The organism is Pseudoduganella sp. jia 12, assembly GCF_055502675.1.
On sequence record NZ_JBUXKP010000017.1, the window covers coordinates 23,867 to 37,906 of the forward strand.

Genomic DNA, 14,040 nt, shown 5'->3' on the forward strand with positions numbered 1-14,040 from the left:
ACATCATGGGCGTCGACAGCTATCTGGAACTGTTCACCACACTGTACGGTTGGCATTTCAGCAGCGTGATATGGGGAGTGCTTTCCGCGACAGGAATCATTTATCTTCCATTCTTGATCACGATCGTTCAAGTATGGCGCGAAGGGCATGAGATGGAGGATGAGGCGCAAGGCGCCGCTTGGATGATTCGACGAATGGAGGTAGAGATATTCTCCGCCATTGTCGTTTTTTCCCTATGCCTGGTGCCCTCGCCTGTCACTTCGCTGTCGAGCGTGAAGCTGTACTACGCGCCGACTCCTACCGTTCTTGAGCCCAGCCCGGCGAAGGCAACGGTAGCCTCTCCCGACAGTACTTACGGCAGCGCTGACGTGTTCGGATCGACTGTCCCAGGCACCGCAGCCGTGCCGCCCTGGTGGTACACGGTTATGGGGCTAAGCAGCGGGATCAACGCCGCTACCCGAACGGGCATCCAAGGCGGTATTCGCGACATTCGCCAGTTGGAAGACCTGGCACGCATTGCCACGATCGAGGATCCGCAGGTGCGATCGATGATCCAGCGCTTCTATAACGAGTGCTTTGTGCCTGCCCGATCCCGTTTCCTGACAGCTGGCACGCCTTCGGCCCCCGCTACAGCCGCGATCGTGACGTATGGCCAGGCTGACCCGGACTGGATCGGAAGCCACGCATTCAGGGATGATCCCATGCTGTATGCCGATTTGTATGCACGCTCTGATGTCCCGGGTTTCGCATTCAATCCAACCCGTGATGCGGATGTGAACACGGCAGCCGGGAGCCCAGCGCTTGGGCGGCCGAGTTGCAAAGAATGGTGGGAGACTGGAACTGTCGGTCTGAGAGACCAACTGGCGGCGCCCCTCACAACGTTCGGCGACCTTGGCCTGAAAGTTCAGACGTTGCTGCCAGGTCTGTCAGGAGAAATGCACAAGGATACGTTCGCAAGGATGGCATACCAGAAAACTGCGCCGACATATGTCGACAGTGAATCTCTAACGAACGGCATCGGTAACGAGCAAGGCTTCTTCGCTAAATTGGCGCGGCTCCCTGCAAATATCGCTGGAGCAGTCGGCACGGGATGGCAAGCATTCCAAGCCTCCGCTTCCATGAAACCATTGATCTATTTTATGACGATTGGACAACCGCTTATCCTGATGGCGATTTACTGTTTCTTGCCCATTATAATCGTATTCAGTCGCTACAACCTTTCTGTCATGTTTCTTGGTGCGATAGCCATCTTTACCGTCAAATTCTGGATAGTGATGTGGTATATCGCTCGCTGGATGGACGATCATTTGATTGCCTCGATGTACCCCGGCGCAAGCGGCAACGCAATTATTGAATTCATGTTGGATAGTGGTGCTACTGAGAATACTTCCAAGCGGATGGTACTGAATATGGCGCTCATGCTGCTCTATATTGGACTGCCTGTGCTATTCAGCGGAATGATGGCTTGGATTGGCATCAATGTTTCCGCCGGAATTAACCGCATGATGGGCGATATGGTAACTGCAGGACGCAACGCAGGTGCTAGCGGCGCTCAGATAGCGGCAACAGTGGCGAAAGGGTTGAGCCGGCGGTGACTTAGCGAAGGTCGTCAGGCCGACCTTCCCATGAATACCCGTCGCGCTCCCAGGTTGCTCTACGTTCATACGCAGTCTTAGGCTTCGCGGTATCTGATCCACCAGCGAATAGCGCCAGTACCTCGATCAGTACCCGGCCGAGCCCAGCCGTGAGTATCAACACGATTTGAAGTAGTGCTGCTAGTGCACGCATGAAATTCTCCAAACGAATCGGAAGTGATATTTCAGAATAAAGCAGTTTGACCAGGTGTAAAGCCCTTAACGCAACAAAAATACAGGAGGATGTTGTGGCAACGAAACGAATTGATCCCAGTATTTCCGATGAGATGCCTCCTGGCACGTCGGTAGATGAAAACGGTTACGAGGGGCAAGTGTTATGGCAGGCTTCCGAGGGGCAAGTTGTCAATGCCGGCTGGATAATTTTTACCTTCTTCGGATTTTGGCTTGTCTTTCCCCTACTCGTAACCGTTTGGAAAATGATAGTAACGCGGTGTCACTCCTATGCGTTGACCGGTCAGCGCTTACGCGAACAGGCCGGGGTTTTCTCACGGAATGTTGAGGAGCTTGAGCTCTACAGAGTTAAGGACATATCTGTGCAGCAGCCATTACTGCAACGGCTGTTGGGACGTGGCGAGGTAGTCCTGGTGACGTCCGACCGGACAACACCAACGATTTTGTTGAGTGCCATACCGAACCCGATTGCTGTGGCGGACCTCATCCGACGATCGGTTGAGCAGTGCCGCGTAGCAAAAGGTGTTAGGGAAATCGATTAAATAAAGGATGTCGATCATGATGCGAGCAATTAAACAGCTGATCCTTGCAGCAGCCGCGATCTTAACGTCGCCCGTATGCAGTGCCGCCGAAACTAAGGTGTCGCTTGATATGGTGCAAAAATTAAAGAGCGAGATCGCTCGGCATTCCCAGGGCCAGGTTTCGGTGGACGCGGTATCTGGAACGCCAATCCCAGGGATTTATGAAATCGTATCGGGGGATGAGGTTTTTTATAGTGACTCGACCGGCAAGTATGCATTTGTTGACGGCCGCTTGGTCGACTTAAGAAACAAGGACGACCTCACTCAACGCACGCTCGATCGTATAACTAGCATCGATTTCAATAGGTTGCCTTTGCATCTTGCGTTCAAGACTGTGCAAGGCAAGGGTGACCGCGCGATAGCAGTCTTCGAGGATCCAACCTGTGGGGTTTGCAAAGTTCTACACAAGTTCATCGCGCAGATTCCCAATCTGACGGTTTATACCTTCCCTTACCCGATCGCCTCGCCTGATGCACTCCCGTTAGCCCAGACTGCGTGGTGCTCGCGTGATCGAAGAAAACAATGGAAAGCGATTATGGACGGCGCCCGACCGGAACCGAACAAGAATTGCGATATGAAGGACCTGCAAACTGTTCTCGAGCTCGGTGATGTCCTTCGTATCACGGGTACCCCCACGGTCTTTTTATCAAACGGGCGACGTCTGGTTGGGGCGGTACCACCCGATCAGGTTATAAAAGCCATCGACGAAATTCGGTGAGAGAGCCAGACATGAAAGCAATCAATCTCCTGCTATTTGTATTCGGCGTCTCTGCGTATTCTTCCTGCTTGGCCGAAACGGTTACCGCCGGCCTTGGTCGCTGCGACGCCGCTCATCGGCTTGTCCCTGCTCAGGAGCCGTACAGCGGGAGCGCTAGTCGCCTTCTGCAAATATCCAGATTCTCGGAAGCTCATCGAAAATTCACGCAGGGGTATCCCGGCTGGTTTATGTCGCTGGATGGAGCCTCGTCCCCCAATCGAGCGTATATAGGGGGGAAACTGCCGATTGTAGTCATCAAAGTCTGCGACCCAAAAAGCTGCGGATCGTCGCGGGCTTACATTGGGTACCTTGAAGGATCTGGTATCTGGGGTGCACGGGTACTCGTGGGCCCTCATGTAACTGAACTAGGGGCACCTATACCGGGCTCGGCGGCCATGCAGGTTGTACCCGACGATATTGCGCCAGCACTGATCTGTGCGCAAAACCTTGATGCAGCGGGAGAACGGTAATGATTACTCGACATTGGGTACGTGCTAAGGGCGCGTCCTTAAAATCGGCGGCCGTTTTCTGGCTGTTTTTTGGGATGGTTGGGCTGGCCATCGCTGGCACCGCGTTTACAGATTTTTTGAAAGCGCTCGCGCAGCGTGAAAGCAGCATGAATCCCGCTGCTGAACTCAATGGACATATCGGCCTCTTCCAGATGGGTACATTGGCGATGACTGACGCAGGGTACTATCGTCCGATGGGCACTGGTGTAAACAGTTGGGGGGGAGTATTCACCGGCAAGGATGGCCTGACCAGTTTGGCACAATTCAAAGCAAGTCCGGATCTTCAAGTGAAAGCGGTCACGGCTTACTACATCAAGGTGCAGGGATACATCAGCAGTTTTGGATTAGGCCGTTATATTGGCCAGACAATCAATGGGGTCGAGATTACCATGTCTGGGATACTTGCCGGCGCCCACCTTGTTGGTATCGGATCGTTAAAACAGTACTTGGAGAGCGGTGGATCTGTTATCCCCCGTGATGGCAACAACGTCCCCATAACCGATTATATCGCCCAGTTCGGAGGATACTCGATCTCCTCTTCGGCACCAACCTACGCCGATGTCCTCGGAGCAACACCTTCGGGATCCGTACCCGTGACACCCGGAACCGGTCCTGGTACCGGCCCAACTGGACCCCTTCCAGGGTTGCCAACTCCTCCGACCTTCTCGAATTCCGAGGAAGCTTTTGCTGCGACAAGTGGCTACAGCATGTTCGAAGTTGGCGAATTTTTCCGGCTATGTGTCGGAGCACTCATTTGTGCGTGGGCCGGATACCTCTTTTACAGCTCGTCTCGAGCCTATTTTGATGGACGTAGAGCTGTGTTCCATGTCGGGAAGTCAGGCGTGCGAATAATCGTGGTACTCGTAATTTTCCTGTGGCTTATCCGATAGCGTAAAAGCGGTCACACTTCGGCCAGGCGGAAGCGGAGTACGTATTCGCGAGGCCTGCAGCAAGGTGGCCAGAACCTCGGTGACCGCGTACGGCTTCGACCAGCTGCGGCGCAGAGGCGGGCAATGGCCCGCGCTGTGGCGCGCTGTAGGCCAGGCCCGTGCGCCGGCGATCGCGCGCGCCGTCGACTAGCTGCGCCTCCGGTGCCGCGCAGCGTGCTGCAGGCCAGGCCCCGGGCGCCGGCGATCACGCGCGGCGTCGACCAGCTGCGGCGCCACCGTGGACCGGCCAGCACCTGGTGGTGCGGCGGCGCCGGCAAAGCAGCATCCTCGATCTGGAAGGGCGCGGCCGGCGCCGCGCAGCGTGCTGCAGGCCAGGCCGCGGGCACCGGCGATCACGCGCGGCGTGACCAGCAGCGCCGCCGCCGCGGGCCGGCCAGGACCTGGTGGTGCCAGGGCGCGCCGACAAAGCAGCATCCTCGAGCTGGGCGGACGCAGCCGGCGCCGCGCGGCGTGCTGCAGGCCAGGCCCGGGCGCAGGCGATCGCGCGCGTCGTCAACCAGCAGCACCGCCGGCGCGGGCTGGCCAGGATCTGGTGGTACCGCGGTGCCAGCCAAGCACATCCTCAAACTGGAAGGGCGCGGCAGCGCCGCGTAGCGTGCTGCAGGCTCGGCCCGGGCGCCGGCGATAGCGTGCGCCGTCGACCAGCTCCGGAGCCAGTATGGTCTGGCCAGCACTTGGTGGTGCCGCGGTGCCGGCAAAGCAGCATCTTGAAGCCGGAAAGACGAGGCCGGCGCCACGCGGTGTGCTGCAGGCCAGGCCCGGACGCCGGCGATCACGGGCGGCGTCGACCAGCTGCGACGCCGCCGCGGGCCGGCCAGGGTTTGGTGGTGCCTGGGTGCGGCAAAGCAGCATCGTGGAGCTGGCAGGGCGCGGCCGGCGCCGTGCGGTGTGCTGCAGGCCAGGCCCGGCGCCGGATCGGCACTGGCGTCGACCAGCTGCGCGGTCGGCGTGCCGTGGCCAGCACCTGGTGGTGCCACGGCGCCGGCAAAGCAGCATCGTGGAGCTGAAAGGGCGCGGCCCCGCCGCGCTGCGCCGGCGATCGCCCGCGCGGTCGACCAGCTGCGCCGCCGGCGCGGGCCGGCCAGGACCTGGTGGTGCCGCGGCGCCGACAAAGCAGCATCGTGGAGCTGGAAGGGCGCGGCGGGCGCCGCGTGGCGTGCTGCAGGCCAGGCCCGGGCGCCGGCGATCGGTGCCGACCTCGACCAGCTGCGGCGCCGGCGTGGGCTGGACAGCACGTGGTGGTTCCGCAGTGCCGGCAAGGCAGCATCGTGGAACTGAAAGGGCGGGGCGGGCGCCGCGCGGTTTGCTGCAGGCGAGGTCCGGGCGCTGGCGATCACGCGCGCCGTCGACCAGCTGCGCCGCAGGCGCTGGCTGGCCAGCACCTGGTGGTGCCGCGCTGCCGGCAAAGCAGCATCTTGAAGCCGGAAGACGCGGCGGGCGCCACGTGGTGTGCTGCAGGCCAAGCCCAGGCGCCGGCGATCGGCGCCGACGTCGACCAGCTGCGCGTCCGGCGTGCCGTGGCCAGCACTTGGTGGTGCCGCGGCGCCGGCAAAGCAGCATCGAGGAGCTGGATCGGCGCGGCCGGCGCCGTGCGGTGTGCTGCAGGCCAGGCCCGGGCGCCGGCGATCGCACGGTGTCGACCGGCTGCGCCGCCAGCGCGGGCTGCCCAGCAATTGGTGGTGCCAAGGCGCCGGGAAAGCAGCATCTTGAAGCTGGAAAGACGCAGCCGGTGCCGCGCAGCGTGCTGCAGGCCCGGTCTGGGCGCTCGCGGGCGCTGGCGATCGGCGCTGTGTCGGCTACCTGCGAGGCCGGCGGCCGCGGCCAGTACCTGCAGCGCGCTGGCGCGACAGCAGCATCGTGGGGCTGGAAGGGCGCTCGCAGCGCCGCGCGAGGTGCTTCGCGGCAGGCCGGGGCGCAGGCGGTCGCGACGCGTTCGTATCCTAGACCAGGTTGACGTCCATCGAAAATTGAGGCTAAGATCGAATCGATCCTTCGATCAGTGCAAGTAGCTCCCGCTGTTCCCTTGCACGCGCGTCCGCGTTGGGAGATTCGTCCATTCCGCTCGAGCTCTCGTCCAGCTCATTCGTTTCCACTGCCATGCCATCTTTCGTCAGTAACTGACCTAAGGTTGCTTGCGCGCATTCAATCCAATCATGACCACTAGATGGTCAATTTTTTCTGAGGTAATCATGCAGAAAAGGTCGCCCTATTGCATTGCAATTGCAAAAAAGATTGTCGAGTTGATTCGTATGGGTCATGCGCCTTGGCAGAGGCCTTGGGAACCATACATGCCGAGCAGTCTCCCTTTTAACATCACCACTAAACAGCGGTATCGAGGTATAAACTCTATCAACTTAATGTCCAGGTCTTTTCGTGATCCCAGGTGGATGACGGCGAGACAGGCTGCAAGAAATGGGTTCAGTATCAAGAAAGGTCAGGAAAGGCGCGGTTCTGCCATCCAACGTTGGGTGTTTGATCGCGAAGAGAATGAGTTGGATGAAAATGGCGATCCTGTAATCGATGAAAACGGCAGAGCCGTCAAATGCCATGTTCAATTGGAGCGCCCTCTTCTCCTTTTCTCGACTGTATATAATGCCGAGCAGATACTAGGGGTTCGACCTATCGCATTTGAAAAGCGGGACTGGGATCCAGTCGAGAGAGCAGAGAAAATTCTAGTGCGATCGGGCGCAAAGGTGCTCCACGACCAGGATGACCGTGCCTTTTACTCGATGCGCCGGGATAGCATCCATCTACCTCAGCGCTACCAGTTCAGCTCGGCGGCAAAGTACTATGCCGTTGCCCTTCATGAGCTCGGGCACTGGACCGGGCACCCTACCAGGCTCAACCGGGATCTTGCCCATCCATTCGGTAGCGAGAAATATGCCATTGAAGAACTATGTGCGGAGATAGCGAGCATGATGCTAGGCGACACGTTAAGCCTTGGTCATGATCCAAGTCAACATGCAGCGTACGTGGGATCCTGGATTAAAGCTGTGCAGGAAGATCCATTGGTGATATTCAAGGCGGCAGCAACCGCTGAGAAAATCCAGTCGTTTATTATGCAGTTCGATACCGCCGAAGTGAGCGCTATCGAACGCTCGGATCAACCTTCGCAGCTGCATCAAATGCGGCCCACGCATCCCGTTGTGACGCGGTGATGAAGCAATAGCTTCGTGAAGTTGACAAGTTGTTTTTTTGGGCCTATCTTTGGTTCTGAATGGCTCGGTCTGAGCATTGAAGTGGGGAACACTCTTGAAACCCCACCTATCCTGGCAACAGGATTAGAGTCTCTGTAGTTACTTTAAACCCCCGATCGGGAAGACCACTTCTCGATCCCTTATGGGGTTTGGATGGTCTCCCTTTCGTTTTTTTTGTTTAGGAGATCATCATGTCTGCAAAAACCAACACCCCTTCCCAAAATCGTTCCGTTTCGCGTGACGACACGCAAGAGGTATCGGGCTTCTATGACTTTCACGCTCGCGGGTGTGGATATATGAGCCGTGTTCGGTGGGTTTCACCTCGTCAGGGGCGTCGTAATAATGAGTTCCTTGCTTGCGCAATTAATGCTGTCCACGGAAGCGTAGACGATCCGAACTACAGCTACATGGATCTTATCGTTTCCGGCGATGAAGCCAAGGAGCTCGTTGCTCAACTCGAGGACGCTTCCAGCAAAAAAAGGAAGATTTTCGTTTCCTTCGTTGTTGGCGATATTTATGCCCATGCCTATACCCGCCCCGCAAAGGACGGTAAAGGTCGTGAAACCGGCGAAGAAGAAATCAACGCCATCATTAAAGGACGTTTGCTGCTGCTCACCTACGTGAAGATCGACGACCAGGTGTTCTATCAGCGTGAGCAAAATGCCGAGCTTGATAACGAAGAAACCGATGGTGCAGAGGCTTTGTCGGATGAATCGACTCAAGAAGATGGCGATCACACTGGTGCTGACACCGATTCTGGTCAGTTCGATGGTGAAGCTGTAGAAGATGCTCCGCAAGAAGAGGTGGCACCGCGTCAGCGTAAAGTTCGGGAGCCGAAGCAAGCAAGTCGTCCGGTGATTCCTCCCACTCAAGCACGTGGGAAGTCTGGTAACCGTCCGTCTCGCGCTGTGTAAGTAAACAGGGGATAGATCATGATCGAGATTAATAGCGACTATGTCCATTCCCCTGGTTTCGACCAGGTTTTTGCTGAGTACCGTAACTTATGGCTTCGCCGACTGGCCTCCAGTATTGTTCAACGGTGGCGCTTTCCTCGAGAGTGGGATGACACACCCCCGATGTACGTGGTATGCCCCCGTTCTTACCGGAGATGGGACGATAAAATGACCTTTCGCGAGTTCATTACTGAAAAGTTTCGTCACCACAAGAATGACGCGCTCTGTTTCGAATGTGATGATCTCTTCCATCTACTGGTCCAGCGTGACATGTGGTTGCTTGCGGTTAGCAACGTGCAGGCACGAAGCATCACTGAAGCTGTTGCTACGCAATCGTGAAATCCTCATCAACGTCCGAATAGTCGTGTATTCTTGACACATCGGATCCAACAAGAGTCCCTCATACGAGGGACTCTTTCCATAGCGCTCTGCTTGGAACTCTATGGAAAGAGCTTATCCGGTTTCTCCACGTCTTTTCCAGTTTTTGACGGTAACTAAAATCTGGACATGGCAGCGCGTCAACCCCTGAAACGCGACCGGTCTTTCGAGGCCTGGGGTCATTGTAGAAATACGCGGTTCACACTGGCCAACCCCGCAAAGTTGACGGCTTGAACCGTTCGTCCTTAGTCGGAAAGCTTAGGACCTGGTCTACACCTGCAGCCAGTCCTCGTACTGGCTGCCCTTCTCCCTTCAGTTGCGCTCCGCAGCACTTTTCTCTCCTACCGGATCATCCGGACCCCTCCTCCCAATTGCCTGGCGTGACGGGCCTTTCGTTTGGCATGGATTCCTGACGCCAAACGAAAGGCCCGTGACACGCGGGTAACTGGAACCAGGGCAGCAGCCGCCCAGCAGAGCTGTAGCCTTTGCTGCTGGCCACTTCGCCAGCGCACACCAATTGGCACCCTCGGCCCTCAGTCACGGGTGTCCCCGAGAAGCACCGTCGCACAGCGCACCGAGGTCCTGACCAAGATCCCGGCGCCGGCACTGGCCGCTGCGGAGAGGGCACTGTCAAATCGCTGGAACCTGGATGGTTCCCAAAGGGGACGGGCGTCGCCTTTGAGAAGCAGCTAGGCCTTTTCATTGCACTTTGCTACTTAGCGTGACGTAAACAGCACCTAAAGTGGCACAGGAACAGATAATAGTTTACGTTAACGCTTAACGTATGCCGCGACCTTTGCTATAGTCACGGAAATATTGTTATTTTTCCCCAGGAGGCCTGCCAAATGAATCCCGAGACCGCTGTCGTTGTTGCGCCCAGCGTGATCAAAGGGCTGGTGGAGAAAGGCGTGCCTGTGGTTCGTGTCGTGCCTCATCGCGATGGCTTGGTCGTAACGCTTGAGCTCGGCACGTTTGAGGGTGTGTTGGGGGCCGCTCGTCGGCCTGGTGAGATGAGAGTGTTCCAATCTCTCGACGGTGCTGCCAATGTCTTGCAGGGCTTTGGCATTACGCGCTTCGAATGCAACACGTCCGGCTGGGTGCCGAACCCGGCCACTCGAGCAAAACGCAAGACCGACACAACGAAAGAGGAAGGAGCGCCTAGCGCGGAAGTTTGACCGGATCTACATAAGCAAAAGCCCACGTTTGCAGACGTGGGCCTTAGCAAAAATTGGAGTGGGCTGGGAGCCCAAGTTAGCGTAAGGATCGCTTTGCAGAGCGAGCTTTACGAATTGCAATCAAGCAGGTGATGCCTCGATTGTATCTATCTTTCCCCCAGCACGCAAGCGTTTGCTCGCCTATACGGTTTGAGCGGGGAAAGATATGCCCGAATCAGCGGTAAAAAACAACGCACTCAGCCTGCGTTATCAGACACCTGGCACGGCGCTACAGCGCGTACTGGCGGAAGCCCCCTATTTCCCTCGTGTCAGCGCGAACAAAAGCGCGGAATTGTCGCGTCCGGCGGAATACGCCATTCGTTGGCCGAACATGCAGATCAATCGCCGCGACTTCGTCAGCTGGCTGATCTTCGACTGCGATCACTCTGACGTCTATCGTTGGGAAAAGGTCGGATTACCCGCCCCCAACATGATTGTTGCAAGCCGAAAAAATGGCGTTGTGATGGGCTATCACGCGTTCTATGCCATTACGCCTGTTTGCACGTCCAAGAAAGCTCGTTCGCATCCAATCGCCTATATGAAGGCCATTTACGAGCAAATGCGGTGTTTGCTTGAAGCAGATGAGAATTACCATGGTGGGCCCGTTTGCAAGACGCCTGGCCATCCCTGGTGGCATACAATTGAATTCCACTCCTACGAATACTCGCTGGGCGAACTGCACGAGTATATCGAGTTACCTTCCACAAAGCCGCGGTTCAGCAAAGGCCCGGACCTCGATTCGGTAGGTCACTCGCGCACGTTGACATTCTTCGAGCAATTAAGGTTTTTCGCGTACAGCATCGTCTCAGACGCGCGAAGCACCGGAACGTTCGAAGCCTTTTATTCCAAAGTTAATGCATATGGCGAGCAAATAAACGATTTCGCTCGCCGTGGATTTATCGACCTCAAAACCAGAGAACCCAAAGGCAATCTTCGGCAGTCAGAAACAAAGGCTGTCGTCAAATCGGTGGCCAGGTGGACCTGGGACTACTACACGGGCGACAGTCGCTGCAACCGCGGGGTAATGCAGTTGCCAGACGATCTCCCGCTCCGTGAGAAGCAGCAGCTGGCTGCCGCACGCACACACACCGAAAAGTCCAGTAAGACCGTGGAAAGGATCCGCTTTGCGTGCGCGCAGCTGATGAAGGCCGGGGAAAAAGTGACCCAGGTCGCGGTCGGTCGCTTGGCAAGGCTGAGTCGTCAGACCGTCGCCAAGTACCAGGCACTTCTATGTGACGCAGCTGCTGCCCGGCCGGCGGATGCCCCCCCATTGGTAGAGACCGTAGCAGCAGCGAGCGATGTTAAGTTTGCTGCATATAAGATAACTGGGGCCTCGCAGTGCACCACAGGCGGCTGTAATGTAGTTACTTACGGCGAGACGTTCTTAGATGGACAAGGGACTGGTATTCACCAAACAGATGATGGAGTGGATTCGAGCTGACATCTGAGTTTTTGCTAACACTGTCCGGTTGTGGAGGCAAGTAAGTACAGCCCATTCACAGTGATTTTTTTCGAGGGTTTTGGAACGTTTTCTTTCTTACGCTGGCGTTAGCGGGTTTGGTGTTTTGTTTTTAAGGCCATAGGCCGCCAAATGCAGCCGCCCCGCGGAATGGTTGAGAAATCGTAACGTTGGCTAACCACAGCCATTACTCGAAGTGAGAACTGTAGATTGGAGATAAATCATGGCATCTTCGAAACATTCGGCCGAAACTTCGGTTTTCGAACTGTGTTCCCATCCATCGAAGGAGCAAGTAAGGCAGTGGATGTTCGAGCGCGGGCAGTCAAAATCACCTGTCCCTAGTCCCGCTGAAATTCGTCGGCAGCTGGGATGGAAACTGATTGCAAGCGTGAGCTCGGGGAGACGATGATGGCCGGGCTGAGGCAAATTGAGGCAGCAGTAAGCATTCGTGACGATGTCGTCAGCGACATTCCTCTTTCGCCGGCGGATGAGCTGGTCTGCCGAAAAAGCACTTTTCTTGACCTGAAAGTACTGCAACGTATCGACACGTTCATACGGGATCGGCAGCAGGCGGTGGGAGCGGATGTCGCGGCAGAGGTTTGCTTGGGACTTCGTGAACTGGCTCGCTACTTGCAATTTTTAACTGCGCAAGGCCGGATTTATCGTGTCTGGAGCAGACGATATCCTGGCGGTCTCTGGGCTGTGGGCACGCAGCCTAGAGATGAGGACGGTACCGTATGTACTGATCTGAGGGTCCAAATTCGACGCTGGGACTCGGTACCGTGCCAGGTCGATCTTGCCGAAGCCTTGCTCTTCGATCGCTTTCCAGCTTTGACGGCCGCTGCGCTACTGGATCCTGGCTCGACGCCGGCGTCTATTCGAATCACCCCAGGAGCTTAAGATGGGCGGCCAGTGTCTGGGCTGCACCCGGTTAGCTGAGCTTAAGCTGTATCCTCAGCATCTTATTGTTGGCCTAGTGCATTGTTCGCTTACTGAAAGCGGCCGATTTTTGTTTTTTCGCAAGGTTCATTGTTGTCCCAACTATCGGCCGGCAAGTCTAGGTGAGGTAGCCATACGTGATCAGTTCTTGGACCGTTGCGGTGTCCGGATCAATGTAGACAATCAAGGCACGCTGCGCTAGACTTAAAGTGCAATATGAGTCAGGTGCAACGCCTGATTGAAGCTAGTCAACCCTTGTAACTAGCACGGCATAATGCCCAGGGTCATTGTTAAACCACGCTCCGCGGGCAAATCCCGTGGGGATCTGCTCCGGAGTTTTTGTGAACCAAGGAGCAAGATCATGGCGGGTCTTTCGTTTGACTCTCTGAAGTGCGCTGAAATGTTGAAGGAAGCTGGCGTTCCAGAAGCACAAGCTGCAGCTCAAGCAAGAATTTGGGCTGATATCTTGTCGAACTCAGTTGCTTTCCCGAGTGATTTGGTAAAGTTGGAAAGTAATGTAAATCAAAAGGTTGAGACCATGCAGCTGAAAATGCTGGCGGAAATCGAGAAGGTTCGCGCTGACACCACCCTGTTAAAGTGGATGGTTGGTCTGTGCATTACCCTGCAGATTACTGTGCTCTTCAAGTTGTTCTAATCTTCGACCCCACGGTCGCAAGTCTTCTAGGCAATTCCTGTCTTTGCCTGCCTAATCTTGGCCATTCGGCCACCCTGTTCAATTCTGCCGTTCAAAGCTAATAACTGAGCCCGTTCAACCGGTCCTCGGCTATTCGCTTTTGATCGGCTTCTCTTCAATTTTAGATCCCAGTGGAGGATTTATGATCCGATTTACGTCTGCGTTTTTTGTTCGCCCTGGTCTCGATCGCGAACAAGTTTTGCGAGCCAATAGTGAATGGTTGGGTGTCACGGTCAGATTTCTGGAGCAACTTGACTGGTGCGATTCCGAAAGTGAGCTGGGCCAAAACATTGGTGCCGCGTTACTTGGAAAAATGCGTCAGTGCGGTGTTGATGGATTGGAGCATGTTGAGTCGTTACGAGAATGGTTTGAATCTGACTGTAACCAGGCAGGTGCAGTAATCATCAGCCTGGATGCGTATTCTGACGTCGTGTTGGACATTCTAAAGCGATGCGGAATCACACCTCGCTCGATGTTCCAGGTCCTGCCAATGCGCGATGGATTTGGTTGGATAGTTTTTAAGATTGAGGTTCTACGGTTCTAATAGTCTGGTTGTTGTTTCATTTCACCCCCCGTCGGGCCG

14 protein-coding genes are annotated in these 14,040 nt (G+C 56.0%); 13 read left to right on the forward strand and 1 reads right to left on the reverse strand.

Annotated elements, in window-relative coordinates:
* Window positions 1-5: 5 nt before the first annotated feature.
* From ACY65G_RS27895 to ACY65G_RS27910, 4 genes are all read left to right on the forward strand, one after another.
* Entirely contained in the window at window positions 6-1,595 is a 1,590-nt protein-coding gene (locus ACY65G_RS27895) for a conjugal transfer protein TraG N-terminal domain-containing protein (protein ID WP_465000539.1), read from the forward strand.
* A gap of 287 nt (window positions 1,596-1,882) precedes the next feature.
* A complete protein-coding gene (locus tag ACY65G_RS27900; RefSeq protein ID WP_465000540.1) occupies window positions 1,883-2,368 on the forward strand; it encodes a PH domain-containing protein in 486 nt (161 codons plus the stop codon).
* Window positions 2,369-2,384: 16 nt separating this feature from the next.
* Complete coding sequence (locus ACY65G_RS27905; protein WP_465000541.1) at window positions 2,385-3,125, forward strand: DsbC family protein; 741 nt, start codon at window positions 2,385-2,387, stop codon at window positions 3,123-3,125.
* 508 nt (window positions 3,126-3,633) lie between these two features.
* Window positions 3,634-4,563 (forward strand): hypothetical protein, encoded by a 930-nt coding sequence (locus ACY65G_RS27910; RefSeq protein WP_465000542.1) that lies wholly within the window; start codon window positions 3,634-3,636, stop codon window positions 4,561-4,563.
* A 186-nt stretch (window positions 4,564-4,749) separates the two neighbouring features.
* Here ACY65G_RS27910 and ACY65G_RS27915 read toward each other — a convergent pair whose 3' ends face one another.
* Window positions 4,750-5,037, reverse strand: a complete 288-nt coding sequence (locus ACY65G_RS27915) for a hypothetical protein (protein WP_465000543.1) — start codon at window positions 5,035-5,037, stop codon at window positions 4,750-4,752.
* A 474-nt stretch (window positions 5,038-5,511) separates the two neighbouring features.
* Here ACY65G_RS27915 and ACY65G_RS27920 point away from each other — a divergent pair, with 474 nt between their 5' ends.
* The 9 genes from ACY65G_RS27920 to ACY65G_RS27960 all read left to right on the forward strand — a co-directional run bounded on the left by ACY65G_RS27920 (window position 5,512) and on the right by ACY65G_RS27960 (window position 14,001).
* Window positions 5,512-5,901, forward strand: coding sequence for a hypothetical protein (locus tag ACY65G_RS27920; protein ID WP_465000544.1), 390 nt, complete (start codon window positions 5,512-5,514; stop codon window positions 5,899-5,901).
* 911 nt (window positions 5,902-6,812) lie between these two features.
* Window positions 6,813-7,781 carry an ArdC family protein gene (locus ACY65G_RS27925; protein ID WP_465000545.1) on the forward strand — a complete coding sequence of 323 codons (969 nt, stop codon included), beginning with the start codon at window positions 6,813-6,815 and terminating at the stop codon, window positions 7,779-7,781.
* A 230-nt stretch (window positions 7,782-8,011) separates the two neighbouring features.
* Window positions 8,012-8,734, forward strand: coding sequence for a DUF3577 domain-containing protein (locus ACY65G_RS27930; protein WP_465000546.1), 723 nt, complete (start codon window positions 8,012-8,014; stop codon window positions 8,732-8,734).
* Between the two features lie 18 nt (window positions 8,735-8,752).
* On the forward strand, window positions 8,753-9,112 hold the full coding sequence (locus ACY65G_RS27935) for a hypothetical protein (RefSeq protein ID WP_465000547.1): 360 nt from the start codon (window positions 8,753-8,755) through the stop codon (window positions 9,110-9,112).
* An 884-nt stretch (window positions 9,113-9,996) separates the two neighbouring features.
* Window positions 9,997-10,326 (forward strand): hypothetical protein, encoded by a 330-nt coding sequence (locus ACY65G_RS27940; RefSeq protein WP_465000548.1) that lies wholly within the window; start codon window positions 9,997-9,999, stop codon window positions 10,324-10,326.
* A gap of 205 nt (window positions 10,327-10,531) precedes the next feature.
* Window positions 10,532-11,806, forward strand: a complete 1,275-nt coding sequence (locus ACY65G_RS27945) for a replication initiation protein (RefSeq protein WP_465000549.1) — start codon at window positions 10,532-10,534, stop codon at window positions 11,804-11,806.
* Between the two features lie 423 nt (window positions 11,807-12,229).
* Window positions 12,230-12,724, forward strand: coding sequence for a hypothetical protein (locus ACY65G_RS27950; RefSeq protein WP_465000550.1), 495 nt, complete (start codon window positions 12,230-12,232; stop codon window positions 12,722-12,724).
* A 400-nt stretch (window positions 12,725-13,124) separates the two neighbouring features.
* Window positions 13,125-13,418: a hypothetical protein gene (locus ACY65G_RS27955; RefSeq protein WP_465000551.1), complete on the forward strand. Its 294-nt coding sequence runs from the start codon at window positions 13,125-13,127 to the stop codon at window positions 13,416-13,418.
* Between the two features lie 181 nt (window positions 13,419-13,599).
* Window positions 13,600-14,001, forward strand: coding sequence for a hypothetical protein (locus tag ACY65G_RS27960; RefSeq protein WP_465000552.1), 402 nt, complete (start codon window positions 13,600-13,602; stop codon window positions 13,999-14,001).
* The last annotated feature ends 39 nt before the right edge of the window (window positions 14,002-14,040 follow it).

What these genes read in the sequence shown, in the direction of transcription:
- ACY65G_RS27895 (WP_465000539.1), top strand. Translation starts at nt 6, where the DNA reads ATGGGCGTCGACAGCTATCTGGAACTGTTCACCACACTGTACGGTTGG.
- ACY65G_RS27905 (WP_465000541.1), top strand. Translation starts at nt 2,385, where the DNA reads ATGATGCGAGCAATTAAACAGCTGATCCTTGCAGCAGCCGCGATCTTA.
- ACY65G_RS27910 (WP_465000542.1), top strand. Translation starts at nt 3,634, where the DNA reads ATGATTACTCGACATTGGGTACGTGCTAAGGGCGCGTCCTTAAAATCG.
- ACY65G_RS27915 (WP_465000543.1), bottom strand. Translation starts at nt 5,037, where the DNA reads ATGCTGCTTTGTCGGCGCGCCCTGGCACCACCAGGTCCTGGCCGGCCC.
- ACY65G_RS27925 (WP_465000545.1), top strand. Translation starts at nt 6,813, where the DNA reads ATGCAGAAAAGGTCGCCCTATTGCATTGCAATTGCAAAAAAGATTGTC.
- ACY65G_RS27930 (WP_465000546.1), top strand. Translation starts at nt 8,012, where the DNA reads ATGTCTGCAAAAACCAACACCCCTTCCCAAAATCGTTCCGTTTCGCGT.
- ACY65G_RS27935 (WP_465000547.1), top strand. Translation starts at nt 8,753, where the DNA reads ATGATCGAGATTAATAGCGACTATGTCCATTCCCCTGGTTTCGACCAG.
- ACY65G_RS27940 (WP_465000548.1), top strand. Translation starts at nt 9,997, where the DNA reads ATGAATCCCGAGACCGCTGTCGTTGTTGCGCCCAGCGTGATCAAAGGG.
- ACY65G_RS27945 (WP_465000549.1), top strand. Translation starts at nt 10,532, where the DNA reads ATGCCCGAATCAGCGGTAAAAAACAACGCACTCAGCCTGCGTTATCAG.
- ACY65G_RS27950 (WP_465000550.1), top strand. Translation starts at nt 12,230, where the DNA reads ATGATGGCCGGGCTGAGGCAAATTGAGGCAGCAGTAAGCATTCGTGAC.
- ACY65G_RS27955 (WP_465000551.1), top strand. Translation starts at nt 13,125, where the DNA reads ATGGCGGGTCTTTCGTTTGACTCTCTGAAGTGCGCTGAAATGTTGAAG.
- ACY65G_RS27960 (WP_465000552.1), top strand. Translation starts at nt 13,600, where the DNA reads ATGATCCGATTTACGTCTGCGTTTTTTGTTCGCCCTGGTCTCGATCGC.